18 protein-coding genes are annotated in these 21,482 nt (G+C 66.2%); 10 read left to right on the top strand and 8 right to left on the bottom strand.

Annotated elements, in window-relative coordinates; translation table 11 throughout:
• The first annotated feature begins 302 nt into the window (after window positions 1-302).
• From OSH10_RS19880 to xth, 6 genes are all read left to right on the top strand, one after another.
• Complete coding sequence (locus tag OSH10_RS19880; RefSeq protein WP_266333923.1) at window positions 303-641, top strand: P-II family nitrogen regulator; 339 nt, start codon at window positions 303-305, stop codon at window positions 639-641.
• A gap of 147 nt (window positions 642-788) precedes the next feature.
• Window positions 789-2,126, top strand: a complete 1,338-nt coding sequence (locus tag OSH10_RS19875) for an ammonium transporter (protein ID WP_266333921.1) — start codon at window positions 789-791, stop codon at window positions 2,124-2,126.
• 203 nt (window positions 2,127-2,329) lie between these two features.
• The gene (locus OSH10_RS19870; RefSeq protein WP_266333919.1) at window positions 2,330-3,505 is read left to right on the top strand and encodes an aminotransferase class I/II-fold pyridoxal phosphate-dependent enzyme; all 1,176 of its coding nucleotides are present in this window, start codon (window positions 2,330-2,332) and stop codon (window positions 3,503-3,505) included.
• 120 nt (window positions 3,506-3,625) lie between these two features.
• Window positions 3,626-6,202, top strand: a complete 2,577-nt coding sequence (locus OSH10_RS19865) for an FtsK/SpoIIIE family DNA translocase (RefSeq protein WP_407660735.1) — start codon at window positions 3,626-3,628, stop codon at window positions 6,200-6,202.
• Window positions 6,203-6,337: 135 nt separating this feature from the next.
• A complete protein-coding gene (locus OSH10_RS19860) occupies window positions 6,338-7,012 on the top strand; it encodes a LolA family protein (protein ID WP_266333915.1) in 675 nt (224 codons plus the stop codon).
• Between the two features lie 376 nt (window positions 7,013-7,388).
• Window positions 7,389-8,192, top strand: coding sequence for an exodeoxyribonuclease III (gene xth, locus OSH10_RS19855; protein ID WP_266333913.1), 804 nt, complete (start codon window positions 7,389-7,391; stop codon window positions 8,190-8,192).
• 66 nt (window positions 8,193-8,258) lie between these two features.
• On the opposite strand, the gene OSH10_RS19850 is transcribed toward xth, so the two are convergent.
• Both OSH10_RS19850 and OSH10_RS19845 read right to left on the bottom strand, forming a co-directional pair.
• A complete protein-coding gene (locus tag OSH10_RS19850; RefSeq protein ID WP_266333911.1) occupies window positions 8,259-8,738 on the bottom strand; it encodes a cyclic nucleotide-binding domain-containing protein in 480 nt (159 codons plus the stop codon).
• A gap of 51 nt (window positions 8,739-8,789) precedes the next feature.
• Entirely contained in the window at window positions 8,790-9,473 is a 684-nt protein-coding gene (locus tag OSH10_RS19845; protein WP_266333909.1) for a response regulator transcription factor, read from the bottom strand.
• 152 nt (window positions 9,474-9,625) lie between these two features.
• On the opposite strand from OSH10_RS19845, the gene OSH10_RS19840 reads away from it, so the two are divergent.
• The gene (locus tag OSH10_RS19840; RefSeq protein ID WP_266333907.1) at window positions 9,626-10,177 is read left to right on the top strand and encodes a L,D-transpeptidase family protein; all 552 of its coding nucleotides are present in this window, start codon (window positions 9,626-9,628) and stop codon (window positions 10,175-10,177) included.
• 102 nt (window positions 10,178-10,279) lie between these two features.
• Here the strand turns inward: OSH10_RS19840 and OSH10_RS19835 are convergent, their stop codons facing one another.
• Window positions 10,280-11,029 (bottom strand): YggS family pyridoxal phosphate-dependent enzyme, encoded by a 750-nt coding sequence (locus OSH10_RS19835; protein ID WP_266333905.1) that lies wholly within the window; start codon window positions 11,027-11,029, stop codon window positions 10,280-10,282.
• Between the two features lie 196 nt (window positions 11,030-11,225).
• Between OSH10_RS19835 and leuS the strand changes: the two genes are divergently transcribed.
• The 3 genes from leuS to holA all read left to right on the top strand — a co-directional run bounded on the left by leuS (window position 11,226) and on the right by holA (window position 15,687).
• Window positions 11,226-13,859, top strand: coding sequence for a leucine--tRNA ligase (leuS, locus tag OSH10_RS19830; protein WP_266333903.1), 2,634 nt, complete (start codon window positions 11,226-11,228; stop codon window positions 13,857-13,859).
• Window positions 13,846-14,418 (top strand): LPS assembly lipoprotein LptE, encoded by a 573-nt coding sequence (gene lptE / locus OSH10_RS19825; RefSeq protein WP_266333901.1) that lies wholly within the window; start codon window positions 13,846-13,848, stop codon window positions 14,416-14,418. Before leuS ends, lptE begins: the two co-directional genes overlap by 14 nt.
• Before the next feature lie 237 nt (window positions 14,419-14,655).
• Window positions 14,656-15,687: a DNA polymerase III subunit delta gene (gene holA, locus OSH10_RS19820; protein WP_266333899.1), complete on the top strand. Its 1,032-nt coding sequence runs from the start codon at window positions 14,656-14,658 to the stop codon at window positions 15,685-15,687.
• Between the two features lie 35 nt (window positions 15,688-15,722).
• On the opposite strand, the gene OSH10_RS19815 is transcribed toward holA, so the two are convergent.
• The 5 genes from OSH10_RS19815 to mnmE form a co-directional block, all read right to left on the bottom strand.
• Window positions 15,723-16,607 carry a ParB/RepB/Spo0J family partition protein gene (locus tag OSH10_RS19815; RefSeq protein WP_266333897.1) on the bottom strand — a complete coding sequence of 295 codons (885 nt, stop codon included), beginning with the start codon at window positions 16,605-16,607 and terminating at the stop codon, window positions 15,723-15,725.
• 43 nt (window positions 16,608-16,650) lie between these two features.
• Window positions 16,651-17,499, bottom strand: a complete 849-nt coding sequence (locus OSH10_RS19810; protein WP_323181638.1) for a ParA family protein — start codon at window positions 17,497-17,499, stop codon at window positions 16,651-16,653.
• A gap of 27 nt (window positions 17,500-17,526) precedes the next feature.
• The gene (gene rsmG / locus OSH10_RS19805) at window positions 17,527-18,162 is read right to left on the bottom strand and encodes a 16S rRNA (guanine(527)-N(7))-methyltransferase RsmG (protein WP_266333895.1); all 636 of its coding nucleotides are present in this window, start codon (window positions 18,160-18,162) and stop codon (window positions 17,527-17,529) included.
• Window positions 18,159-20,039 carry a tRNA uridine-5-carboxymethylaminomethyl(34) synthesis enzyme MnmG gene (mnmG, locus tag OSH10_RS19800; RefSeq protein WP_266333893.1) on the bottom strand — a complete coding sequence of 627 codons (1,881 nt, stop codon included), beginning with the start codon at window positions 20,037-20,039 and terminating at the stop codon, window positions 18,159-18,161. Before mnmG ends, rsmG begins: the two co-directional genes overlap by 4 nt.
• 94 nt (window positions 20,040-20,133) lie before the next feature.
• A complete protein-coding gene (gene mnmE, locus OSH10_RS19795) occupies window positions 20,134-21,462 on the bottom strand; it encodes a tRNA uridine-5-carboxymethylaminomethyl(34) synthesis GTPase MnmE (RefSeq protein WP_266333891.1) in 1,329 nt (442 codons plus the stop codon).
• Between the last annotated feature and the right edge of the window lie 20 nt (window positions 21,463-21,482).

Below are 21,482 nucleotides of genomic sequence, written 5' to 3'. Positions count from 1 at the left end.
CCGCTTTCGCCCGTTCGCCAGGCATCGCGGAAACCAAAGCCTATTAATTAGGCATAATTCGAAATTTGCTCATGCCGCGATCAGAATTTGCGGCGAGATCGCGGCGACGCCTGCGTTTTGACAGGCGGCGTGCCGCCCTTTTGCGCTGTTCACATTTTTTTCGGCACAATGGTCGGAGTTGGCACGGACCTTGATTGGTGTTTGCCAGCGAAGGCGTTCGCTTGTCCGCGACCGTTACTGAGGGCTCCGAGCCATCGGAGTCCGCCGTCCACCAGACGCAGAGAGAAATGGGATCCGAACACATGCAAATCGTGATGGCGATTATCAAGCCGTTCAAGCTGGATGAGGTGCGCGACGCCTTGACCGGCATCGGCGTGCAGGGCCTGACCGTTACCGAGGTCAAGGGCTATGGCCGCCAGAAGGGCCACACCGAGATCTATCGCGGCGCCGAATACGCCGTCAGCTTCCTGCCCAAGCTCAAGATCGAGGTCGCCGTGGCCAGCGAAGCCGTCGACAAGGTCGTCGAGGCCATCGCCGCCGCCGCCAAGACCGGCCAGATCGGCGACGGCAAGATCTTCGTCTACCAGATCGAACAGGCCGTCCGCATCCGCACGGGCGAGACCGACACCGACGCGCTCTAGCGCCTTCCGCCTCGCGCCGTCCGCTGGCTCCAGCGCGTGGCACAGCCTTCAAGTCGACCCGCCATCCCATCGAAAAACAGCTGCGAGAAGGGCTTCGCCCCGGGCGCAGGCAACCGGCGGCAACGCCGGTCCGACAGGAGAACTGCAATGAACCTTCGAAATGCTCCCTTCTCTCTGGCTGCGGCGGGAGGCGCGCTGCTGGCATCGGCGGTCGCCGCCTTCGCGCAGGACGCCACCGAGCCGGCCGTCGAGGCCGTGACCGCCGCGGTGCCGACGCTGAATTCCGGCGATACCGCCTGGATGCTGGTTTCGACCATCCTGGTCCTCGCCATGATCGTCCCCGGCGTCGCGCTGTTCTACGGCGGCCTCGTCCGCACCAAGAACATGCTGTCGGTGCTGATGCAGGTTCTCCTGATCGCCTGCGTCGCGATGATCATCTGGGTTTTCTACGGCTACAGCCTCGCCTTCACCGATGGCGGCGCGCTGATCGGCGGCCTTTCGAAGGCCTTCCTCGCGGGCATCACGCCGGACACGCTCTCCGGCACCATTCCGGAATACGTCTTCCTGTCGTTCCAGATGACCTTCGCGGCGATCACCGCCACGCTGATCGTCGGCTCGTTCGCCGAGCGCACGAAGTTCGCGGCCGTCATCCTGTTCATGATCCTCTGGATCACGATCGTCTATCTGCCGATCGCCCACTCGGTCTGGCAGTCGACCGGCTGGCTGTTCCAGCGCGGCGCGCTTGATTTCGCCGGCGGCACGGTCGTCCACATCAACGCCGGTATCGCCGGATTGGTCGGCGCCCTGATCATCGGCAAGCGTACCGGCCTCGGCAAGGATCTGATGCCTCCCCATTCGCTGACCCTTTCCATGGTCGGCGCCGCGATGCTCTGGGTTGGCTGGTTCGGCTTCAACGCCGGTTCGGCGCTCACGGCCGGCTCGGTCGCCGGTCTCGCCACCATCAACACCTTCGTCGCCACGGCAGGCGCCGCCATCGGCTGGTCGCTGATCGAATGGATCGTCCGCGGCAAGCCCTCCATGCTCGGCGGCATCTCGGGCGTCGTCACCGGCCTGGTCGCGGTCACCCCGGCTGCCGGCTTCATCGGCCCGGTCGGTGCCATCGTGCTCGGCTTCGGCGCGGCCATCGTCTGCTTCTTCTTCGTCACCACGGTGAAGAACAGCTTCGGCTATGACGACAGCCTCGACGTCTTCGGCATCCATGGTGTCGGCGGCATCGTCGGCGCCATCGCCACCGGCATCCTCGTCAGCCCGTCGCTGGGCGGCACGGGCGTCGCCGACTACGCGATGGGCCACCAGCTCTGGATCCAGATCGAAGGCGTGCTGTTCACGGTCGTCTGGTCCGGCGTCGGTTCGGCGATCCTCTACAAGATCGTCGACGTCATCATCGGTCTCCGCGTCCGCAAGGAAGTCGAGAGCGAAGGCCTCGACATCGTCGAGCACGGCGAACGCGCCTACCACAACTAGCATCGGCGGGCGCCCCCGGGCGCCCACCCCAAAAACAAGCCTTCCAGAGTGGAAAGACCCCGGCCTTCGCGCCGGGGTCTTTTTTTGGCCCCCGTCGCCATGGTTAAAGCCGGCTTAACCAACGGCCGCTACGTTGCTCTTCTGCAATCCAGCCCCGGGTGGGACTCCGCCCGCCAAGCGACCCAGCCAGTGTGAAGGCAAGCGTGACGACCAGCGCCAAGAAAGAGACCTCTCCCTTCGCCCGCCTGAATAGCCTTCTGGCAGGCGTCGAACCCGGCTTGCCCGCGATCAACCTCACCATCGGCGAGCCGCAGCATCCGATCCCCGCCTTCGTGGCGCCGGTGATCGCGGAGAATGTCGCGCTGTTCGGCCGCTATCCGCCCATTCGCGGCACCGATGCCTTCCGACAGACCATCGCGCGCTGGCTCGACCGGCGCTATGGCCTCGACGCGACCATCGATCCCGAGCGCATGGCGCTGCCGCTGAACGGCTCGCGCGAAGGGCTGACGCTGGCTGCCCTCACCGCCCGCCAGCGCAAGCCCGGCCTCGAAAAGCCCGTCGTGCTGCTGCCCAACCCGTTCTACCAGGCCTATGCCGCCGGCGCGGAAGTCGCCGGGGCCGAGGTGGTCCTGCTCGGCTCGGGCCGGGAGGGTTCCTTCCCGGATCTCGGCCAGGTGCCCACCGAGGTGCTCACCCGCACCATCGCCGTCTACATCGCCTCGCCGACCGCGCCGCAGGGCGACGTCGCTACGCTGGAGGACTGGACCCACGTCATCCAGATCGCCCGCGCGCATGATTTCATGATCTTCGCCGACGAGTGCTATTCCGAGATCTACCGAGATGGACCGCCACCCGGCGTGCTGCAGGCGGCCGACCGTCTCGGCGCGGGCTACGCCAACATCCTGACCTTCCATTCGCTGTCGAAGCGCTCCAACCTGCCGGGCCTGCGCTGTGGCTTCGTCGCCGGCGACCCGGATTTCCTCGAGACCTGGACCCGCTTCCGCAATGTGGCGGCGCCGCAGGTGCCGGGCCCGATCCAGGCGGTGGCGGTGGCGGCCTATTCGGATGAAGGCCACGTCGCGCAGAACCGTGCGCTCTACAACGCCAAGTATGACGCGGCGCTGGCGACGCTCGGCCCCCGGGTCCGCGCCACGCGGCCGGAAGGCGGATTCTTCCTCTGGCTCGAGGTCGGCGACGGCGTCGAGGCGGCCACGCGGCTCTGGCGCGAGGCGGGCGTACGCACGATCCCCGGCGCCTATCTGTCGCTGCCGCTGCCGGACGGGAGCAATCCCGGCACACCCTATATCCGCGTCGCCATGGTCCAGGACCTGGCGACGACTCAGGAAGCACTGACCCGCATGGCGCGGGTTCTTGGTTAATCGGATCGCCAAGGAGGGGAACCGGCTTCGGCCCTCCGACGATCCAACGACGGAGACAGTGCGGGACCGTTTCCTCACGAAGCGCCCCCGCGCTAGACGTGCAAAGGACATGACCGGACCATGCGTTCGACACGATCGGTTTCAATGCCCATGCCCTCCGAGGACGAGGACGGCATGAGCCGGCTTGTCCGCCGCCATCTGGGACATCTGGTCGGGCTGGCGCTTCTCGCCGGCATCGCCGCCATTGCCACGGCGCTCGCCACCTGGACGGTCGACGATCCGTCGCTCTCCTATGCGGTGTCCAAGCCGGCCGCCAACATGCTGGGCCTGCCGGGCTCGATCATCGCCGATCTGCTGATGCAGTTCTTCGGCCTCGCCGTTGCGATGCTGCTGCTGCCGGCCGTGATCTGGGGCTGGCGCTGCCTGTTCGGCGGCCGCCGCTTCCGCAAGACGATGCTGCTTTCCTGGCTCGGCGCCAGCGCCTTCGCCGCCGCGCTGCTGGCGCTGGTGCCGGTGACGGCCAAATGGCCGCTGCCAACCGGCATGGGCGGCGTGATCGGCGACATCATCGCCCGCCTTCCCGCGCTCGTGGTCGGCACCCCGGTTAGCAGCAACGCCACCTTCGTCGCCGGCGCGCTGTTCACGCTCCTCGCCATTGTTCTGTTCCTGCACGCGACCGGCTTCATCCGCTTCGGCCGCGAGGAAGAGGAGGCCTTGCCGGTCCGCGAGCCGACCCGCGCCGCCCCCAAGCGTTCGCGCCGCGACGAGGATTTCGACACCGACGACATCATGGGCGAGGAGGATCGCTCCAGCTTCCTGACCGTGCCGCTCGGCGCGCTGGCGCATTTCGGCTATTCGGCCAAGGCAAGCCTCGGCCGGCTTTTCGGCCGCGGCAACGCCGACAAGGCGGAACGCCGCGCCGCCGCGGCCGCCGACATTCCCGAGGGCCGGATCGGACGGGTCGAGCCACGCATGGCCGCCGGCCAGACCAGCGGCCGCGTCAAGACGGCGCCGATGGAGGCGGATCCCGACGACTGGGCCGACGAGGAGGACGACGACCTGCCGATCCCCGCGCCGATGCCGGCCGGCCGTGCCGCCCAGCCCGCTGCCCGCGCCCGGCCCGGCAAGCGCCAGACCCGCGAGGCGCAGCCGACGCGCGGCCAGAACGACGTGTTCGAACTGCCCACCCTCGACTTTCTGGCCGCCCCGCGCGCCGTCGATCCGCGCACCAAGATCAACACCGAGGCGCTGGAGCAGAACGCCCGCGTGCTCGAAGGCGTGCTCGACGATTTCGGCATCCGCGGCGACATCATCCATGTCCGGCCCGGCCCCGTCGTGACGCTGTACGAACTCGAACCGGCGCCCGGCATCAAGTCGAGCCGCGTGATCGGCCTTGCCGACGACATCGCCCGATCGATGAGCGCGATCGCCGCCCGCGTCGCCGTCATCCCCGGCAAGAATGCCATCGGCATCGAATTGCCGAATGCGCGCCGCGAAATGGTGTTCCTGCGCGAAATGCTGGCCGCCAACGATTTCGAACAATCGAAGGCGCGGCTGCCGATCGGCCTCGGCAAGACGATCGGCGGCGAGCCGGTCGTGGTCGATCTGTCGCGCATGCCGCATTTGCTCGTCGCCGGCACCACCGGCTCGGGCAAGTCCGTCGCGATCAACACCATGATCCTGTCGCTGCTCTACCGGCTGACGCCGGAAGAATGCCGGCTGATCATGATCGACCCTAAGATGCTCGAGCTTTCCATCTATGACGGTATCCCGCATCTGCTGACGCCCGTCGTCACCGATCCGAAGAAGGCCGTGGTCGCGCTGAAATGGACCGTGCGCGAGATGGAGGACCGCTATCGCAAGATGTCGAAGGTCGGCGTGCGCAACATCGACGGCTACAATGCCCGCGTCGGCCAGGCCAAGGCCAAGGGCGAGATCCTGACCCGCACGATCCAGACCGGCTTCGACAAGGAAACCGGCGAGGCGATCTACGAGCAGGAAGACCTGCCGCTCGATCCGATCCCCTACATCGTCGTCATCATCGACGAGATGGCCGATCTGATGATGGTCGCCGGCAAGGACATCGAAGGCGCGGTGCAGCGCCTGGCGCAGATGGCCCGCGCCGCCGGCATCCATGTCATCATGGCGACGCAGCGCCCCTCCGTCGACGTCATCACCGGCACGATCAAGGCGAACTTCCCGACCCGCATCTCCTTCCAGGTCACCTCGAAGATCGACAGCCGCACCATTCTGGGCGAACAGGGCGCCGAACAGCTGCTTGGCCAGGGCGACATGCTCTACATGGCCGGCGGCGGCCGCATCCAGCGCGTGCACGGACCCTTCGTCAGCGACGAGGAAGTCGAGAAGATCGTCAGCCACCTGAAGCTGCAGGGCCGTCCCGACTATCTCGACGCCATCACCGAAGACGATGGCGAGGGTGACGAGGCGGGCGGCGGCGAGGCCGGCGGTTCGGTGCTCGGCGGCGATGAATCGAACGATCTCTATGACAAGGCCGTCGCCGTGGTCTTGCGCGACCGCAAGGCCTCCACCAGTTATATCCAGCGTCGACTGTCGATCGGCTACAATCGCGCCGCCTCGCTGATCGAGCGCATGGAGAAGGAAGGCCTTGTCGGCGCCGCCAACCATGCCGGAAAACGCGAAATTCTCGTTGAAGGCGAGGAAGCCGGCCGGTTCTGACGAACGCGAAATCGCCATCAATCGGAACTAGGTCGCAAGGCGGGACGTTTTCCATCACCGGCGCATGCCGGCCTGGAGCCGCCCGACATCGCGAAGAAGACCGCGAATGACGCTAGACTGCGAACCACGCGAAGGATGCCCATCGTGACGATCGATACGGAAAACGGCCTGACCCGGCGTCGCTTCCTGGCCACCACGCTCGGCCTCGGCGCCACGGTCGCGCTCGGCGCCATCGGCCTGCCCGGCCGCGCGGAAGCCGCCTTCAACGCGCAGCAAATGGCCGCGCTTCGCAAGATCAACGCCTATTTCAACTCGATCCGCACCATGCAGGGCCGCTTCATCCAGTTCGGCCCGAGCGGCGAGCAGTCGGAAGGCGTGTTCTTCCTCGCCCGTCCCGGCAAGATCCGCTTCAACTACAGCCCGCCGGTGAAGATGGACGTCGTCGCCGACGGCAACCAGGTCGCGATCCGCGACAACAAGATGATGACGCAGGACCTGTATCCGCTGAAGAAGACGCCGCTGCGCTATCTTCTGGCCGACCAGATGGACCTGACCTCCTCCAACATCGTGCGCAAGCTGATCGAGGAGCCGGACCTGATCTCGCTGGTGCTGGAACAGGGGTCGAGCTTCGGCGGCGGCAGCCTGAAGCTGATCTTCGACACGCGCACCTATGAACTGCGCCAATGGGTCGTGACGGATTCGCAGGGTCTCGACACGTCGGTCGCCGTCTACGACGTCGAGATCGGCAAACCGGCCGATCCGAAGAACTTCAAGATCAACTACTACCTGCCGAACAAGAGCCTGAGATAGGCCGATCGCGCGCTTGTGAACGCGCCGGTGCGATGGAAATGGCACGCCAACTTGAATTCGCTCCAGGGCGCACCAAATCTATAGACAGCGGGCCATTCCATCGATCGGTAGTGCCCCCCGTCTCGCCGAAGATGGTCCCGCGAAGCGCCGCGTCATAGACGGGCGCAAGGCGCTGCAAAGCGCAACGCCCAGCTTCCCCCCCGGAGCTGGGCGTTCCTTTTTGGGACAGTCCTCCTGCATTCCATCATGGTGCCTCGGGTGTATCGCCAGGGCCACGCCGGCCTTGCCGCGCCGCGCCCCCGCGATTTTTCGTTGGCGATATCCGGCGTGATTGCGTATTGCGGGCGCCGCGGTTCTCCTGCCGCCGGGGCCTCACATGACCATCAGCATCGCGACCTGGAACATCAATTCGGTCCGTCTCCGGATCGACCTCGTCACCGCCTTCCTGGAGGCGCACCGTCCCGACGTGCTCTGCCTGCAGGAGATCAAGTGCATCGAGGACAATTTCCCGGCGAGCGCGTTCCGCAAGCTCGGCTATGTCCACCAGGCCGTGCACGGCCAGAAGGGCTATCACGGCGTCGCCACCGTCTCGCGCAAGCCCTTCATCGAAACCAAGCGGCGCGGCTTCTTCGGCAAGGAAGATGCGCGGCACATCTCCGTGACGCTGACCGACCGCGACCTGCCGATCACGCTGCACAATTTCTACATTCCGGCCGGCGGCGACGAGCCCGATCCCGCGATCAACGAGAAATTCGCCCACAAGCTCGGTTTTCTCGAGGAGATGAAGACCTGGCTGACCGGCGCCGAGACCAGCGGTCCGGCGATCCTCGTCGGCGATCTCAACATCGCCCCCTATGAGCACGATGTCTGGTCGCACAAGCAGCTGCTGAACGTCGTCAGCCATACCCCGGTCGAGACGAAGCTGCTGGAAGAGGTGCGCGAGGCCGGCGGCTGGATCGATGCGATGCGTCAGTTCGTGCCGATGGACGAAAAGCTCTACACTTGGTGGAGCTACCGCGCCAAGGATTGGGAGACGTCCAATCGCGGCCGCCGCCTCGACCATGTCTGGGTGACGCCGCCGCTGCGCGCGCGGCTTCAGGGCATCGAGGTCATCACCGAGGCGCGCGGCTGGAACAAGCCGTCCGACCACGTGCCGGTCATCGCCCGCCTGGCCGTCTGAGGGCCCGGTTCGCGTCTTCTGCACCACGAACCGAAGCCCGCGTCGCCGGGAGACGCGTCCCCTGGATTACCGGCCCGTCGCGGAAAAGCGGTCGCCCTCGAACCGGTTTTCCAGGCTGCCGAGCGCGCCCACGGTTTCCATCAGCTGGTCGGCAATGCGGGTGTGCATCCGCGCCGCCACATCGGGATATTCCGTCAGGATGCGCCGCATCAGCGTGCGGTCGATCTCGATCACCAGCGTGTCGCCGGTGGCCGTCGCCGTCGCCGGCCGGCGCGTCTCGATGAACAGCGCCACTTCGCCCAGCAGCGTGCCCGGGCCGAACAGGCCGAGCCGCCTGTGGTTCTCGCCATGGCCATCGGCCATCTCGATCTCGCCCGACATCACGACGAAGCCGGACAGCGCCTTGCTGTCGGCGCGAAACAGCACGCGCCCGGCCGGCAGTTCCAGCCGCGTCGCGCTGAACGCGATCAGGCGCAGATGGTCTGGCGAAAGCGCCGTGAAGAGCGGCACCGTCGAGAGAAGAGCGATATCCTGTTCAAGCGTCACGCCGATGTCCCTGCCCCTGGCCGCGAACGAAGCAGCCTTGCGGCAACTCTATCACGGAACCAGCTTGTATCCGCCCGCTTCCGTGACAAGCAGCTCCGCAATCGACGGTTCGCGCTCGATCTTCTGCCTGAGACGATAGATATGGGTTTCCAGCGTGTGCGTCGTGACCCCGGAATTATATCCCCAGACTTCATGCAGCAGGATATCGCGGCCGACCACCTTCTCGCCGGCTCGATAGAGGAATTTGAGGATCGACGTTTCTTTCTCGGTCAGCCGGATCTTCTGCCCGCGCTCGTCCAGCATCAGCTTGGCGCTCGGGCGGAAGGTGTAGCGGCCGATCGAGAAGGTGGCGTCCTCGCTCTGCTCGAACTGGCGCAATTGCGCGCGGATGCGCGCCAGCAGCACGGCGAAGCGGAAGGGTTTCGTCACATAGTCGTTGGCGCCGGCCTCGAGGCCCAGAATGGTGTCCGACTCGGAATCCTGTCCCGTCAGCATGATGATCGGGCCCTTGAAGCCGCCCTTGCGCAGCAGCTTCACCGCCTCGCGGCCGTCCATGTCCGGCAGGCCGACATCCATGATCAGCAGATCGGTCGGCTCGGCCCGGGCGCGCTGGACGCCCTTGGTCGCCGTCGCCTCGTCCATCAGTTCGAACTCTTCATAGAGCGACAATTGCTCCACGAGGCTTTCGCGCAACAGATCGTCATCATCCACAACCAGAATTCGCCGTGCGGCCATGGCGCTCGCCCCCTGACGGTTTCTTCGGTTTCTGCATGAACAGCCGAAGTACGCTTCTGCATCGCTGGCGTAAGGTTTAGACCTCAATCATGGCGAGATGCAAGGCAGGCCCCGCATCGCCAAATCCACGCATCGGTCTACGGAAAATAGGGATGCCGAAGCTTAGTCGTCACGGATCGCAGCACAACCGCCAGACGGTGATCGTCCAGCCGCGTCCCGGCGCGCCGACGAAGGGAATTCTCCGTCTCGGCGATCGTCGCTTCCCCTGCGCGCTCGGCCGAGCCGGCGTCACCCGCAACAAGCGCGAGGGCGACGGCGCCACCCCCGCGGGCCGCTTCGCCATTCTCGACATCCGATACCGCGCCGACCGCATTCCCCGTCCCGCGACCCGCCTGCCCCTGCGGCGATCACGCCCGGGCGATGGCTGGTGCGATGCCGTCGGCGACCGCAACTACAACCGCCCGGTGCGGATGCCTTATCCCAGGAACGCCGAAACGATGTGGCGCGACGACGGCCTCTATGATGTCGTGGTCATTCTCGACTGCAACGTGACACGCCGCAGCCAGGGCCGCGGCAGCGCCATCTTCTTCCACCTCGCCCGCCCCGGCTTCCTGCCGACGGAAGGCTGCGTCGCCGTCCGTCTGTCGGACATGCGGAAGCTTCTGCAGCGGCTGAAGCCCGGCGCCGCGATCGAGGTGCGGTAGATTCGTGTTGAAGGGGCGGTGGATGGCGGTCTTTCACTTCTCCCTGAGGGAGAGGTGAGGGAAAGCGGGCGGTCGGCGCCTCCTGGGAAGAACCTGCAATCCTCAACCCGTCTCGCCCGGCCCTTCGGGCCCAGCCACCGCCGGCACTTCCGGCTCCGCCGCCGCCACGATCGGCGGGCGGGAACCGAAGATCGCGCCGCCCACGCGCACATGCGTCGCGCCGAAGGCGATCGCGGTTTCGAAATCCCCGCTCATCCCCATGGAGAGATTTTCGACGCCGATCTCGGCCGCCATCTTGGCGAGCAGCGCGAAATGCGGCCCCGCCGCCTCGCCGGCCGGGGGAATGCACATCAGCCCACCAATCGTGAGCCCATGCACCGTGCGGCAGCGCTCGACAAATTCGGCCGCCTCGCGCGGCGCGATGCCGGCCTTTTGCGGCTCGAGCCCGGTATTGACCTGAACGAAGAGCTGCGGCGTGCGTCCCTGCTTCTGGATTTCGCCGGCAAGCGCGCCGGCGATCTTGTCGCGATCGACGGTATGGATCGCGTCGAACAGCGCGACAGCCTCCTTCGCCTTGTTGGATTGCAGCGGCCCGATCAGATGCAGCTCGATATCGCCGGCCATCTCGCGCAGCAGCGGCCACTTGGCCTGCGCCTCCTGCACCCGGTTTTCGCCGAAGCGGCGCTGGCCGGCGGCGATCACGGGGCGGATCTCGTCGACATCGAAGGTCTTGGAGACGGCGATGAGCTTGGCCGAGCCGGGCGCGCGGCCGGACTGTTCCTCTTTCGCCGCAATGCGGGCCAGGACGGAAGCCAGGCGGGATTGGACATCGTCGGTCTTGGGAACGGGCATGTCGCCTCCGGAGCAGATAGATGCTGCGCCTAGCATGGCCGGCGGTGGCGCTCAACCGAGCGAAGCGGGCGCGAAGCCTCGGGATCGTGCCTGCGTCGCCGATAGCGGTTGACCGGGCGGCGCGTTTCTGGTGAAGGTCGCACCCTGTTCCGGCGGCATGAAGCTGCCCTTTTCCCACTCTTTTCGACGACGGACCATGGCCATAGAACGCTACAACCCTCGTGATGCCGAACCGCGCTGGCAGCGTGCCTGGGCCGAACAGAGCATTTTCGAGACGAAGAACGACGATCCGCGTCCGAAATACTACGTGCTCGAAATGTTCCCCTACCCGTCGGGACGCATCCATATCGGCCATGGCCGCAATTATGTGATGGGCGACGTGGTGGCCCGTTTCAAGCGCATGAAGGGCTTCAACGTCCTGCATCCGATGGGCTGGGACGCCTTCGGCCTGCCGGCCGAGAACGCCGCCATCGAGCGCAACAGCCACCCGAAGATCTGGACGTATGAAAACATCGAGACGATGAAGGCGCAGCTGAAGCTGCTCGGCCTTTCGCTCGACTGGAGCCGCGAGATCGCCACCTGCGATCCCTCCTATTACGCCGAACAGCAGCGCATCTTCACCGACTTCTTCGCGGCCAATCTCGTTTACCGCAAGGAGAGCGAGGTCAACTGGGACCCGATCGACAACACCGTGCTCGCCAACGAGCAGGTGATCGACGGGCGCGGCTGGCGCTCGGGCGCCCTGGTCGAGCGGCGCAAGCTGTCGCAGTGGTTCTTCAAGATCACCCAGTTCGGTGACGAACTGCTCGGCGCGCTGGACGAGCTCGACCGCTGGCCGGACAAGGTCCGGCTGATGCAGAAGAACTGGATCGGCCGTTCCGAGGGCCTGATGGTCCGCTTCGGCCTCGACGCCATTTCCGCCCCGACCGGCGAGACCGAGATCGAGGTCTACACGACCCGTCCGGACACGCTCTATGGCGCCTCCTTCGTCGCCATCGCGGCCAACCATCCGCTTGCCGCCAAGGTGGCCGAGACCAATCCGGCGCTCGCCGATTTCATCGTCGAATGCGGTCGAACCGGCACTTCGGCCGAGGCGATCGAAACGCAGGAGAAGAAGGGCTTCGATACCGGCATCCGCGCCAAGCACCCGCTAGTGCCGGGCTGGTACCTGCCCGTCTATGTCGCCAACTTCATCCTGATGGATTATGGCACCGGCGCCGTCTTCGGCTGCCCGGCGCATGATCAGCGCGATCTCGACTTCGCCCGCAAATACGACCTGCCGGTCAAGGCCGTCGTCCTGCCGGAAGGCGCGGATGCGCTCGCCTTCGAGGTCGGCGACGTCGCCTATACCGATGACGGCACGCTGTTCCGTTCCGATTTCATGAACGGCATGACGATCCCCGAGGCGAAGGAAGCCGTGGCGCAGCGGCTGGAGAGCCAGGTGCTCGGCAACGCGCCGCAGGCCAAGCGCCAGGTCAATTTCCGCCTGCGCGACTGGGGCATTTCTCGCCAGCGCTATTGGGGCTGCCCGATCCCGATCATCCATTGCCCAAGCTGCGGACCGGTCGCGGTTCCGAAAGAAGATCTCCCGGTCAAGCTGCCGGACGACGTCACCTTCGACCAGCCCGGCAATCCGCTCGATCGCCATCCGACCTGGAAGCACGTCACCTGCCCGCAATGCGGCGGGGCGGCGACGCGCGAGACGGACACGATGGATACGTTCGTCGATTCGTCCTGGTATTTCGCCCGCTTCGCGAGCGCGCCCGGCGAGGCGCCGCTTTCCAAGGAAGCGGCCGATCACTGGCTCCCGGTCGACCAGTATATTGGCGGCATCGAGCACGCGATCCTGCACCTGCTCTATTCGCGCTTCTTCACCCGCGCCCTCGAGCACACCGGCCGCGTCTCGGTGAAGGAGCCCTTCGCCGGCCTCTTCACCCAGGGCATGATCGTCCACGAGACCTACAAGGACCAGAACGGCAAGTGGCTGTTCCCGGAAGAGGTCGAGAAGCGCGCCGACGGCACGTCCGTCAAGGTCGGCACCGATGAGCCGGTGACGGTCGGCCCGCCGGAGAAGATGTCGAAGTCGAAGAAGAACGTGGTGCCGCCGGAGATCGTCGCCGACACTTATGGCGTCGACTGCGCCCGCTGGTTCATGCTCTCCGACACCCCGCCCGAGCGCGACAGCGAATGGACCGAAGCCGGCATCGAGGGCGCCTGGCGCTTCACCCAGCGCCTCTGGCGCCTAGTCGGCGAGGCGGTCGAGCTTTCGGCAGGCGATCTCGCCCGGCCCGACACCTTCGGCCCCGGAGCCGATGCGCTGCGCCGCGCCACGCACAAGCTGGCTGCGCATGTCGAGGACGACATCGACCGGCTGCGCTTCAACGTCGCCGTAGCCCGCATCCACGGCTTCGCCAACGTCTTCGCCGAAGCCATCGGCACGGCGCGCAAGGCGGTTGAAAGCGGCAGCGGCAAGCCGGCGGCGGATCTCGCCTTCGCGCTGCGCGAGGCGGCCGAGTTCCTGGTCGCGGCCATCGGCCCGATGATCCCCCATCTTGCCGAGGAACTCTGGGTCGTGCTCGGCCGCGAAGGCCTCGCCGCCGAGGCTCCCTGGCCGGCCGTCGATCCGGCGCTGCTGGTCGAGGACCAGCTCGTCCTGCCGATCCAGATCAACGGCAAGAAGCGCGCCGAATTGACAATCTCGGCGACGGCGTCGGAAACTGAGATCGAAGCGGCTGCTTTGGCGCTCGACGGCGTCATCAAGGCGCTCGAAGGCCGCGCACCCCGCAAGATCGTCATCGTGCCGAAGAGGATCGTCAATGTCGTCGTCTGATCGCGGACTGGATTGGGCGCGCGCCTCGGCGGGCGCCGGGCGCCTGTCGCGGCTGGTGCGGGGCGGCCTCGTCGCCCTGTCGCTCGGCGTGCTGGCCTCCGCCTGCACCATCCAGCCGGTCTACATGACCATCGCCAACGGCCCCAATGTCGCGGCCGACCTCTCGGCCGTCCAGGTCGAGGACGTCAGCGACCGCGTCGGCCAGGAAGTCCGCAACAACCTGATCTTCGGCTTCACCGGCGGCGGCAACCCGGCGCCGCCGCGCTACGAACTGTCGCTGCGGGTCACCTCCGCCGATGCCCGCCTCGGCTTCGAGCGCGACGAGACGGCGCCGGCCTATTCGGTCACCGTCACCGTCGCCTATGAGCTCAGGGAAATCGCGACCGGCAAGGTCATCCTGCGTTCGCTCAACCGCGGCGTCGCCTCCTATGACCGCTCGAACCAGGCCTTCGCCAACCAGCGGGCCAAGATCGACGCCGAGAACCGCGCCGCGCAATCGGTCGCCGACGACATCCAGCTCCGCCTCGCCGCGGCACTCGCCAGCGGCAAGTCGAGCTGAGGCAAAGGTCGGCCCGCTGCAGGCGGCGAGCTTCCTGCAGCGGGCGCCATCTCTTCACCTCTCCCTGAGGGAGAGGTTAACGGCCGCAGGCCGGCGGGTGAGGGTTTACGCCGAATCCGGATGGTCCCTCATCCTCCTCCCGTCGCTTCTCGTAGACCTCTCCCGCCGGGAGAGGTGAAAGCCGGATTCTAGCCAGTCGGATCTGGCGCCACCGCAATCCACCCGGACGGCAACACCATGGTCCAGATCAAGCCCCAGGACGCCGACCGCTTCCTCAGCAAGCCGGATCCGGGCATCCGCGTCGTCCTGCTGCACGGCAGCGATACCGGCCTCATCTCCGAGCGCGCCAGCGCATTCGCCAAGACGATTCTGGGCAAGAGCGACGATCCCTTCGCGCTGGTCCGGCTCGATTCGGCCGAGATCGCATCCGACACCGGCCGCCTGGCCGACGAGGCCAACACCATCGCGCTGTTCGGCGGCACCCGCGCCATCTGGGTCAAGGTCGCCGGCAACCGCCCGATCCAGGCCGCCGTCGAAGCCGTGCTCGCCAATCCGCCGCAGGATGCCTGGATCATCCTGGAGGCCGGCGACATCAAGAAGGGCGTGGGGCTGCGCAAGCTCTGCGAGAATGCGCGCGGCGCGGCGGCGCTCGCCTGCTATGCCGACAATGACGCGGCGCTCGATCGCATGATCGATTCCGAGCTGCAATCGACCGGCCTCAAGATGGATCCGGATGCCCGCACGCTGGTGCGCAGCCTGCTCGGCGCCGACCGGCTCGCCAGCCGCTCGGAGGTGGCCAAGCTCTGCCTCTATGCGCTGGGAGAGGCCTCGATCGACGTCGACGCGGTGCGCGCCGTCGTGGGCGATGCCGGCGCCTCGGCGACCGACGAGGCGGTGGATGCCGCGGCGCTGGGCGATGCCAACGGGCTCGACAAGGCGTTTCGCCGCATCCTGGGTTCGGGCACGGCGGCCTTCGTCGTCGCCAACGCGGCTTTGCGCCATTTCCAGCTGCTGCACCGGATCAAAACGGCGATCGAGGACGGCGTTCCCGCCTCCACCGCGATCGAGCGCAATGCCGGCGGCATCTTCTTCCAGCGCAAGGGCAAGCTGGAGCAGCAGCTCCGCATCTGGCCGGCCGACCGGCTGATGGCTGCCCTCGACCGCCTCGACCGCGCGATTTTCGATAGCCGGCGCAAGGCAAACATAGCCGACGAAGTCATGGGCCAGGCCTTGCTTTCCGTCGCCATGATGGCCCGCGTCCGGCGATAATACTGCGCCGTCTAATCGTTCTGGGCGGGCGTGCCCTACTCGCGCTTCAGCAGCCGGCAGATTTCATCGAGCTGTTCGAGCGATTTGTAGCGGATCTTCAACTCGCCGCTGCCATTCGACTTGTGGTCGATCGTCACCATCAGGCCGAGGCTGTCGCCGAGCAGCTTTTCCAGCGCCCGCGTGTCGGCGTCCTTCTCGGCCTTGCTGGCGGCGCGCTGGGCGCCCCCCTTCTTCGGCTCGTTCTGCGTCAGCGCCTCGGCGTCGCGGACCGTCAGGCCCATATCGACGATGCGCTGCGCCACGGCTTCCGGATTATCGACCGTGACGAGCGCGCGGGCGTGGCCGGCCGTCAGCTTGCCGTCGCGCAGATAGGTCTGCACCGCCGGCGGCAGCTTCAGCAGTCGCAGCGTGTTGGCGACATGCGGCCGGCTCTTGCCGATAACGTCGGCGAGCGCCGTCTGGCTATAGTCGAATTCGTCGATCAGCTGCTGGTAACCCAGCGCTTCCTCGAGCGCATTGAGATCGGCGCGCTGCACGTTCTCGATGATGGCGAGCTCGAGCGCTTCCTTGTCGTTGACGTCGTGGATGATGATCGGCACGTCGTGCAGCGCCGCGCGCTGCGCCGCGCGCCAGCGCCGCTCGCCGGCGATGATCTCATAGGCGTCGGCCGGGCCACCGGGAACCGGGCGGACGAGGATCGGCTGCATGATCCCCTTCTCGCGCACCGAGGCGGTGAGATCCGCCAGATCGTCTTCCTCGAACGCCTTGCGCGGGTTGCGCGGATTGGGCCGCAGGAATTCGATGGGCACCCGGCGCGAATTGCGCGAGCGGTCCGGGATCACGCTTTCCTGGCCGACATCGCCGATCAGAGCGGCCAGTCCACGCCCCAGCCTGCGGCGCGATCCGTCTTCCATGCTCATAGCGTCCACTCCTGCAAATCCAATAACCGCCGCCGCGCCAAAATCAGGCTGCGCGCAGGCGCTTCTCACGTTGAATGATTTCCGAGGCGAGCCGGAGATAGGCCTGGCTGCCGGTGCTCTTGAAATCGTAGAGCAGCACGGGCTTGCCATGCGACGGCGCTTCCGAAATGCGGACATTGCGCGGGATCACCGTGTCATAGACGGCATCGCCCATATGCGCGCGCACATCGGCCACGACCTGGCTGGCGAGGTTGTTGCGGCTGTCGAACATGGTCAGAACGATACCATGGATCGACAGTTCCGGGTTCAGGGCATGCTTGACCTGGTCCACCGTCTGCAACAGCTGGCTCAAACCCTCCAGCGCGAAGAACTCGCATTGCAGCGGCACGAGGATCGAATGGGCCGCCGACAGCGCGTTGATGGTCAGCAGATTGAGCGAGGGCGGACAGTCGACCAGCACATAGGTGTAGTTTCGGACTCGAATCGATTCCGGCCGCTGCATATGGCTGGCGATCGCCCGGCGCAACTTGAACGCCCGATCGGACCGGCCGGCGATTTCGAGCTCGACGCCGAGCAGATCCATGGTCGAGGGCGCCACCGACAGACGCGGCACCGCCGTCTCCATGACGATCTCGGCCAGCGAGGATTCGCCGACCAGCACATCATAGGTCGAGCGCAACCGGCTCTTGCGGTCGATGCCGAGGCCGGTCGAGGCGTTGCCCTGCGGATCCAAATCGACGATCAGCACTTCCTCGCCGATCGCGGCCAGCGCCGTGCCGAGATTGATCGCCGTCGTCGTCTTGCCGACGCCGCCCTTCTGGTTGGCCAGCGCGATGACACGCGGCAAGGGTGGCAGCAGCGACGGCGGCGAAAACGTGTCGGCGTAGGACATGGACAGCCTCTTCGATGGAGCGCGCGATCAGACGGTCCGGCGCTCTGCCCGGCAAATCTCGACGATCGAACTGCGATCATCGATCATGCTCTTGTGTCTTATCAGATCGAGGGACCAAGATTTAGAGGCTTCGGCCAGTTCCCCCTCGAAATCTTCACCTTTATGAAAGGTTCCTGTGGCACCGGCGGCCAGAACCGGCGCCGATAGATCGAGCAGCGCCGTCAACGAGGCAAGCGCGCGGGCGCTGATGCGCTCGACCGGCTCGCTCCATTGTTTCAGAACCGATTCGATCCGCCCTTCATGCACCACGGCCTTGGCGCCGGTCTCGCGAATCACCGTGCGGAGGAACGCGCATTTGCGCTGATTCGCCTCGACGCAGTGGACGACGGCGCCCTCCTGATCGGCCAGCAGGATACCGGTGATCAGGCCTGGCAGGCCCGCGCCGCTGCCCAGATCCAGCCACTTGCGCGTATCCGGAAACATCGCCACCAGTTGCGCGCAGTCTGCGACATGCCGCGTCCAGATCTGACCCAGCGTATTCGGCGAGACGAGATTCTGCGCCGGCTGCCACTTGCGCAGCAGCGCCACATAGCGCTCCAGCCGTTCCCGTGTTTCACGTGAAACGGGCAGAATGGCCTCGACGGCCGCGATCGTATCGGTCATGCAACGGTCCGGAAGGCTTGAGGGCGACGACGCGCCGTCGTGAGAAGCAGAGCAAGCGCCGCCGGAGTCATGCCCTCGATACGGCCGGCCTGGCCGAGCGTGGCCGGGCGAACCAGAATCAGCCGCTGGCGCAATTCGTTGGAGAGGCCGTCAATGCTGGCGTAGTCGACATCGTCCAGCCCAACGGCCTCGTCGCGCTTGACCGAGTCGATATCGTTTTGCTGCCGATTCAAATAGACGGCATATTTCGCGTCCGCCTCGATCTGGTCGAGAATGGACGGTGCGAAGCCGCCGAGTTCCGGCCAGACCTGCACCAAACGAGCCGCGTCGATATCCGGATAGGCCAGCAGGTCGAAGGCGGACCGCCGCACGCCGTCCTGATTGACGCCCAGACCGACCTTCACCGCCTCGTTCGGGGTCAGCGTGCGCTCGGCGAAAGCCCGGCGCGCTTCGGACAGTTGTTCGAGCTTGGCCGTGAAAGCGGCCTCGCGCCGCGCGCCAACCGCGCCAAGAGCAAGGCCGAACGGCGTCAGGCGCTGATCGGCATTGTCCGCCCGGAGCGACAGCCGATATTCGGCGCGCGAGGTAAACATGCGATAGGGTTCGGTGACGCCGCGCGTGATCAGGTCATCGATCATTACGCCGATATAGCTGTCGGAGCGGCTGAAGGCGACGCCATCCTGGCCGCCGGCGCGCCGCGCCGCGTTCAGACCGGCGACAACACCCTGCGCCGCAGCTTCTTCATAGCCGGTGGTGCCGTTGACCTGACCGGCCAGGAACAGGCCCTCGACCTTCTTGGTCTCAAGCGACGCAGTCAGTTCGCGCGGATCGACATGGTCATATTCGATCGCATAGCCCGGACGCAGGATCACGGCATTCTCCAGCCCGGGAATCGTCGCGATCAACGCCTTCTGCACATCCTCCGGCAGCGAGGTCGATATGCCGTTCGGATAGATCGTCGGGTCGTCCAGGCCTTCCGGCTCCAGGAAGATCTGATGTGATTCGCGATCGGCGAAGCGCACGATCTTGTCCTCGATGCTCGGGCAATAGCGCGGACCGCGGCTTTCGATCTGACCGGAATACATGGGCGAGCGATGCAGATTGGCGCGGATCACGTCGCGCGTTGCCTCGGTCGTCCGCGTGATGAAGCAATCGACCTGCTGCCGCTCGATCTTCGCCGTCAGCGTCGAGAACGGCTCCGGCTGGTCATCACCCGGCTGGCGTTCGAGGATGGAGAAGTTGATCGTCCGGCCATCCAGTCGCGCCGGCGTGCCGGTTTTCAACCGTGCCAGGCTGAAGGCGTGCCGCTCGAGCGCGGCGGAAAGCCCCATGGCCGGCTTCTCGCCAACCCGACCGGCCGGGATCTTGGTCTCGCCAATATGAATCAGGCCGCGCAGGAAGGTCCCGGTGGTGATGACCACGGCGCCGCAGGCAATCCGTCGGCCGTCGGCCAGCACGATTCCGACGATGCGGCCGTCGACCACGGTCAGGTCATCCGCCTCGCCTTCCACCACGGTGAGGCCGGGGGTCGACGCAATCTCGGTTTGCATCGCTTCGCGATAGAGCTTGCGATCCGCCTGGGCGCGGGGGCCGCGCACCGCCGGACCCTTGCGCCGATTCAGCATGCGGAACTGGATGCCGCCGGCGTCGGCCACCCGGCCCATCAGGCCATCCAGCGCATCAACCTCGCGGACGAGATGACCCTTGCCGAGCCCGCCAATGGCCGGGTTGCAGGACATGACGCCGATGGTGGCGCGCGAATGGGTAACGAGTGCGGTTCGCGCGCCGAGCCGCGCCGAAGCGGCCGCCGCTTCGGTTCCGGCATGGCCGCCGCCAATCACGACGACATCAAAGCTCGCATCTGCTGCGGGAGTCATGGTTCCGATCCTGTTGATCGGGTCTTCGTAATCGCTCACCGGAACCACGTCAAAGCGAAAACTGTTTCACGTGGAACACGCCTCCGAAACGATCCTATTTGCCGATGCAGAATTCGGCGAAGATCACATCCAGCAGGTCCTCGACATCGACCTTTCCGGTGACGCGGCCAAGCGCATCGGCGGCGCCGCGCAGCAGTTCCGCCTTGACCTCGATCGCCCGGTCGCCATCCCGCGCCAGTTCCTGCAGGAAGCCGAGGGAACGGGTGATTCCATCCCGTTGGCGCGAGCGGGTGATTAGGGCTGTCGGCATCGGCCGGGCAAGGTCCAGGGCGTCGCCAATCGCCGCGACAAGCCTGTCCAGGCCGGTGCCATCGCGCGCCGAAACGCCTATGTCCGCAGCCTCCAGGACTCGTTTCGCGTCCGAATCGAGGAGGTCGATCTTGGTGCGCACCCGCAGGGACGCGGGACCCTCGGGAATCGTTTCGGACCAGGAGTCGTTATCGGAAAGCGCCAGAACCAGGTCAGCGGTTCCCGCCCGTCGCCGGGCCCGGGCGATCCCTTCCCGTTCGACCACGCTTTCGGTATCGCGCAATCCCGCCGTATCGACCAGCGTCACCGCATGCCCGGCGATATCCAGCGAAACCTCGATCAGGTCGCGGGTCGTGCCGGGTTCGGCCGTCACGATCGCGGCCTCCCGCCGGACCAGCGCATTCATCAGGCTCGACTTGCCGGCATTGGGCGGCCCCAGCAGTACGACCTCGAAACCGTCGCGCACCCGCTCGCCAAAATGCTGGTCGTCCAGATGCCCCGCCATTTCGCGCGCCACACCCGCCGCCTCGGACCAGGCCGGCGCCATCACATCGTCCGGCACGTCTTCCTCGTCGACGAAGTCGAGCCCGGCCTCGATCAGCGCGCGGGCGCGGATCAGCCGGTGCCGCCACGTCTCATAGAGCATACGCAGGCCGCCATCGGCCTGGCGAATCGCCAGGCGGCGCTGCATCTCCGTCTCGGCGGCGACCAGATCCGCCAATCCCTCGATCTCGGTCAGATCCGCACGGCCATTCTCGAAGGCGCGGCGGGTGAACTCGCCAGCCTCGGCATGGCGATATCCCGGCAGGGAACCCAGCGCCTTGAGGACGCTCGCGATCACCGCGCGGCCGCCATGCACCTGCAGTTCCGCGACATCCTCGCCGGTGAAGCTCGCGGGCCCGGCGAAGAACAGAACGAGTCCGCGATCGAGGATTTCCGCCGTATCCGGAGCGCGCAGCGTGCGCAGCGTCGCCAGGCGGGCCGGCGTCACCCCGCCGAGCAATGTTTCGAGTCCGAATCGAACGCCTTTGCCGGACAGGCGGATCACCGCCACCCCCGATGGGGCCGCACCGCTGGACAAGGCAAAGATGGTGTCGTCGCGTGCGGAGCTCATGGTCAATCCGTTTCGTTACC

The sequence above is a fragment of the Kaistia defluvii genome, assembly GCF_026343955.1.
In the GTDB taxonomy this organism is placed as follows: domain Bacteria; phylum Pseudomonadota; class Alphaproteobacteria; order Rhizobiales; family Kaistiaceae; genus Kaistia; species Kaistia defluvii.
This window is presented reverse-complemented; position numbering and strand designations above follow the sequence as displayed.

Coding starts and splice junctions, on each gene's coding strand:
- OSH10_RS19815 (WP_266333897.1), bottom strand. CDS start 16,607: ATGAGCATGGAAGACGGATCGCGCCGCAGGCTGGGGCGTGGACTGGCC.
- rsmG (WP_266333895.1), bottom strand. CDS start 18,162: ATGACCGATACGATCGCGGCCGTCGAGGCCATTCTGCCCGTTTCACGT.
- holA (WP_266333899.1), top strand. CDS start 14,656: ATGGTCCAGATCAAGCCCCAGGACGCCGACCGCTTCCTCAGCAAGCCG.
- OSH10_RS19860 (WP_266333915.1), top strand. CDS start 6,338: ATGCCCATCGTGACGATCGATACGGAAAACGGCCTGACCCGGCGTCGC.
- lptE (WP_266333901.1), top strand. CDS start 13,846: ATGTCGTCGTCTGATCGCGGACTGGATTGGGCGCGCGCCTCGGCGGGC.
- OSH10_RS19880 (WP_266333923.1), top strand. CDS start 303: ATGCAAATCGTGATGGCGATTATCAAGCCGTTCAAGCTGGATGAGGTG.
- OSH10_RS19840 (WP_266333907.1), top strand. CDS start 9,626: ATGCCGAAGCTTAGTCGTCACGGATCGCAGCACAACCGCCAGACGGTG.
- OSH10_RS19835 (WP_266333905.1), bottom strand. CDS start 11,029: ATGCCCGTTCCCAAGACCGACGATGTCCAATCCCGCCTGGCTTCCGTC.
- OSH10_RS19875 (WP_266333921.1), top strand. CDS start 789: ATGAACCTTCGAAATGCTCCCTTCTCTCTGGCTGCGGCGGGAGGCGCG.
- OSH10_RS19810 (WP_323181638.1), bottom strand. CDS start 17,499: ATGTCCTACGCCGACACGTTTTCGCCGCCGTCGCTGCTGCCACCCTTG.
- OSH10_RS19865 (WP_407660735.1), top strand. CDS start 3,626: ATGCGTTCGACACGATCGGTTTCAATGCCCATGCCCTCCGAGGACGAG.
- mnmE (WP_266333891.1), bottom strand. CDS start 21,462: ATGAGCTCCGCACGCGACGACACCATCTTTGCCTTGTCCAGCGGTGCG.
- leuS (WP_266333903.1), top strand. CDS start 11,226: ATGGCCATAGAACGCTACAACCCTCGTGATGCCGAACCGCGCTGGCAG.
- mnmG (WP_266333893.1), bottom strand. CDS start 20,039: ATGACTCCCGCAGCAGATGCGAGCTTTGATGTCGTCGTGATTGGCGGC.
- xth (WP_266333913.1), top strand. CDS start 7,389: ATGACCATCAGCATCGCGACCTGGAACATCAATTCGGTCCGTCTCCGG.
- OSH10_RS19845 (WP_266333909.1), bottom strand. CDS start 9,473: ATGGCCGCACGGCGAATTCTGGTTGTGGATGATGACGATCTGTTGCGC.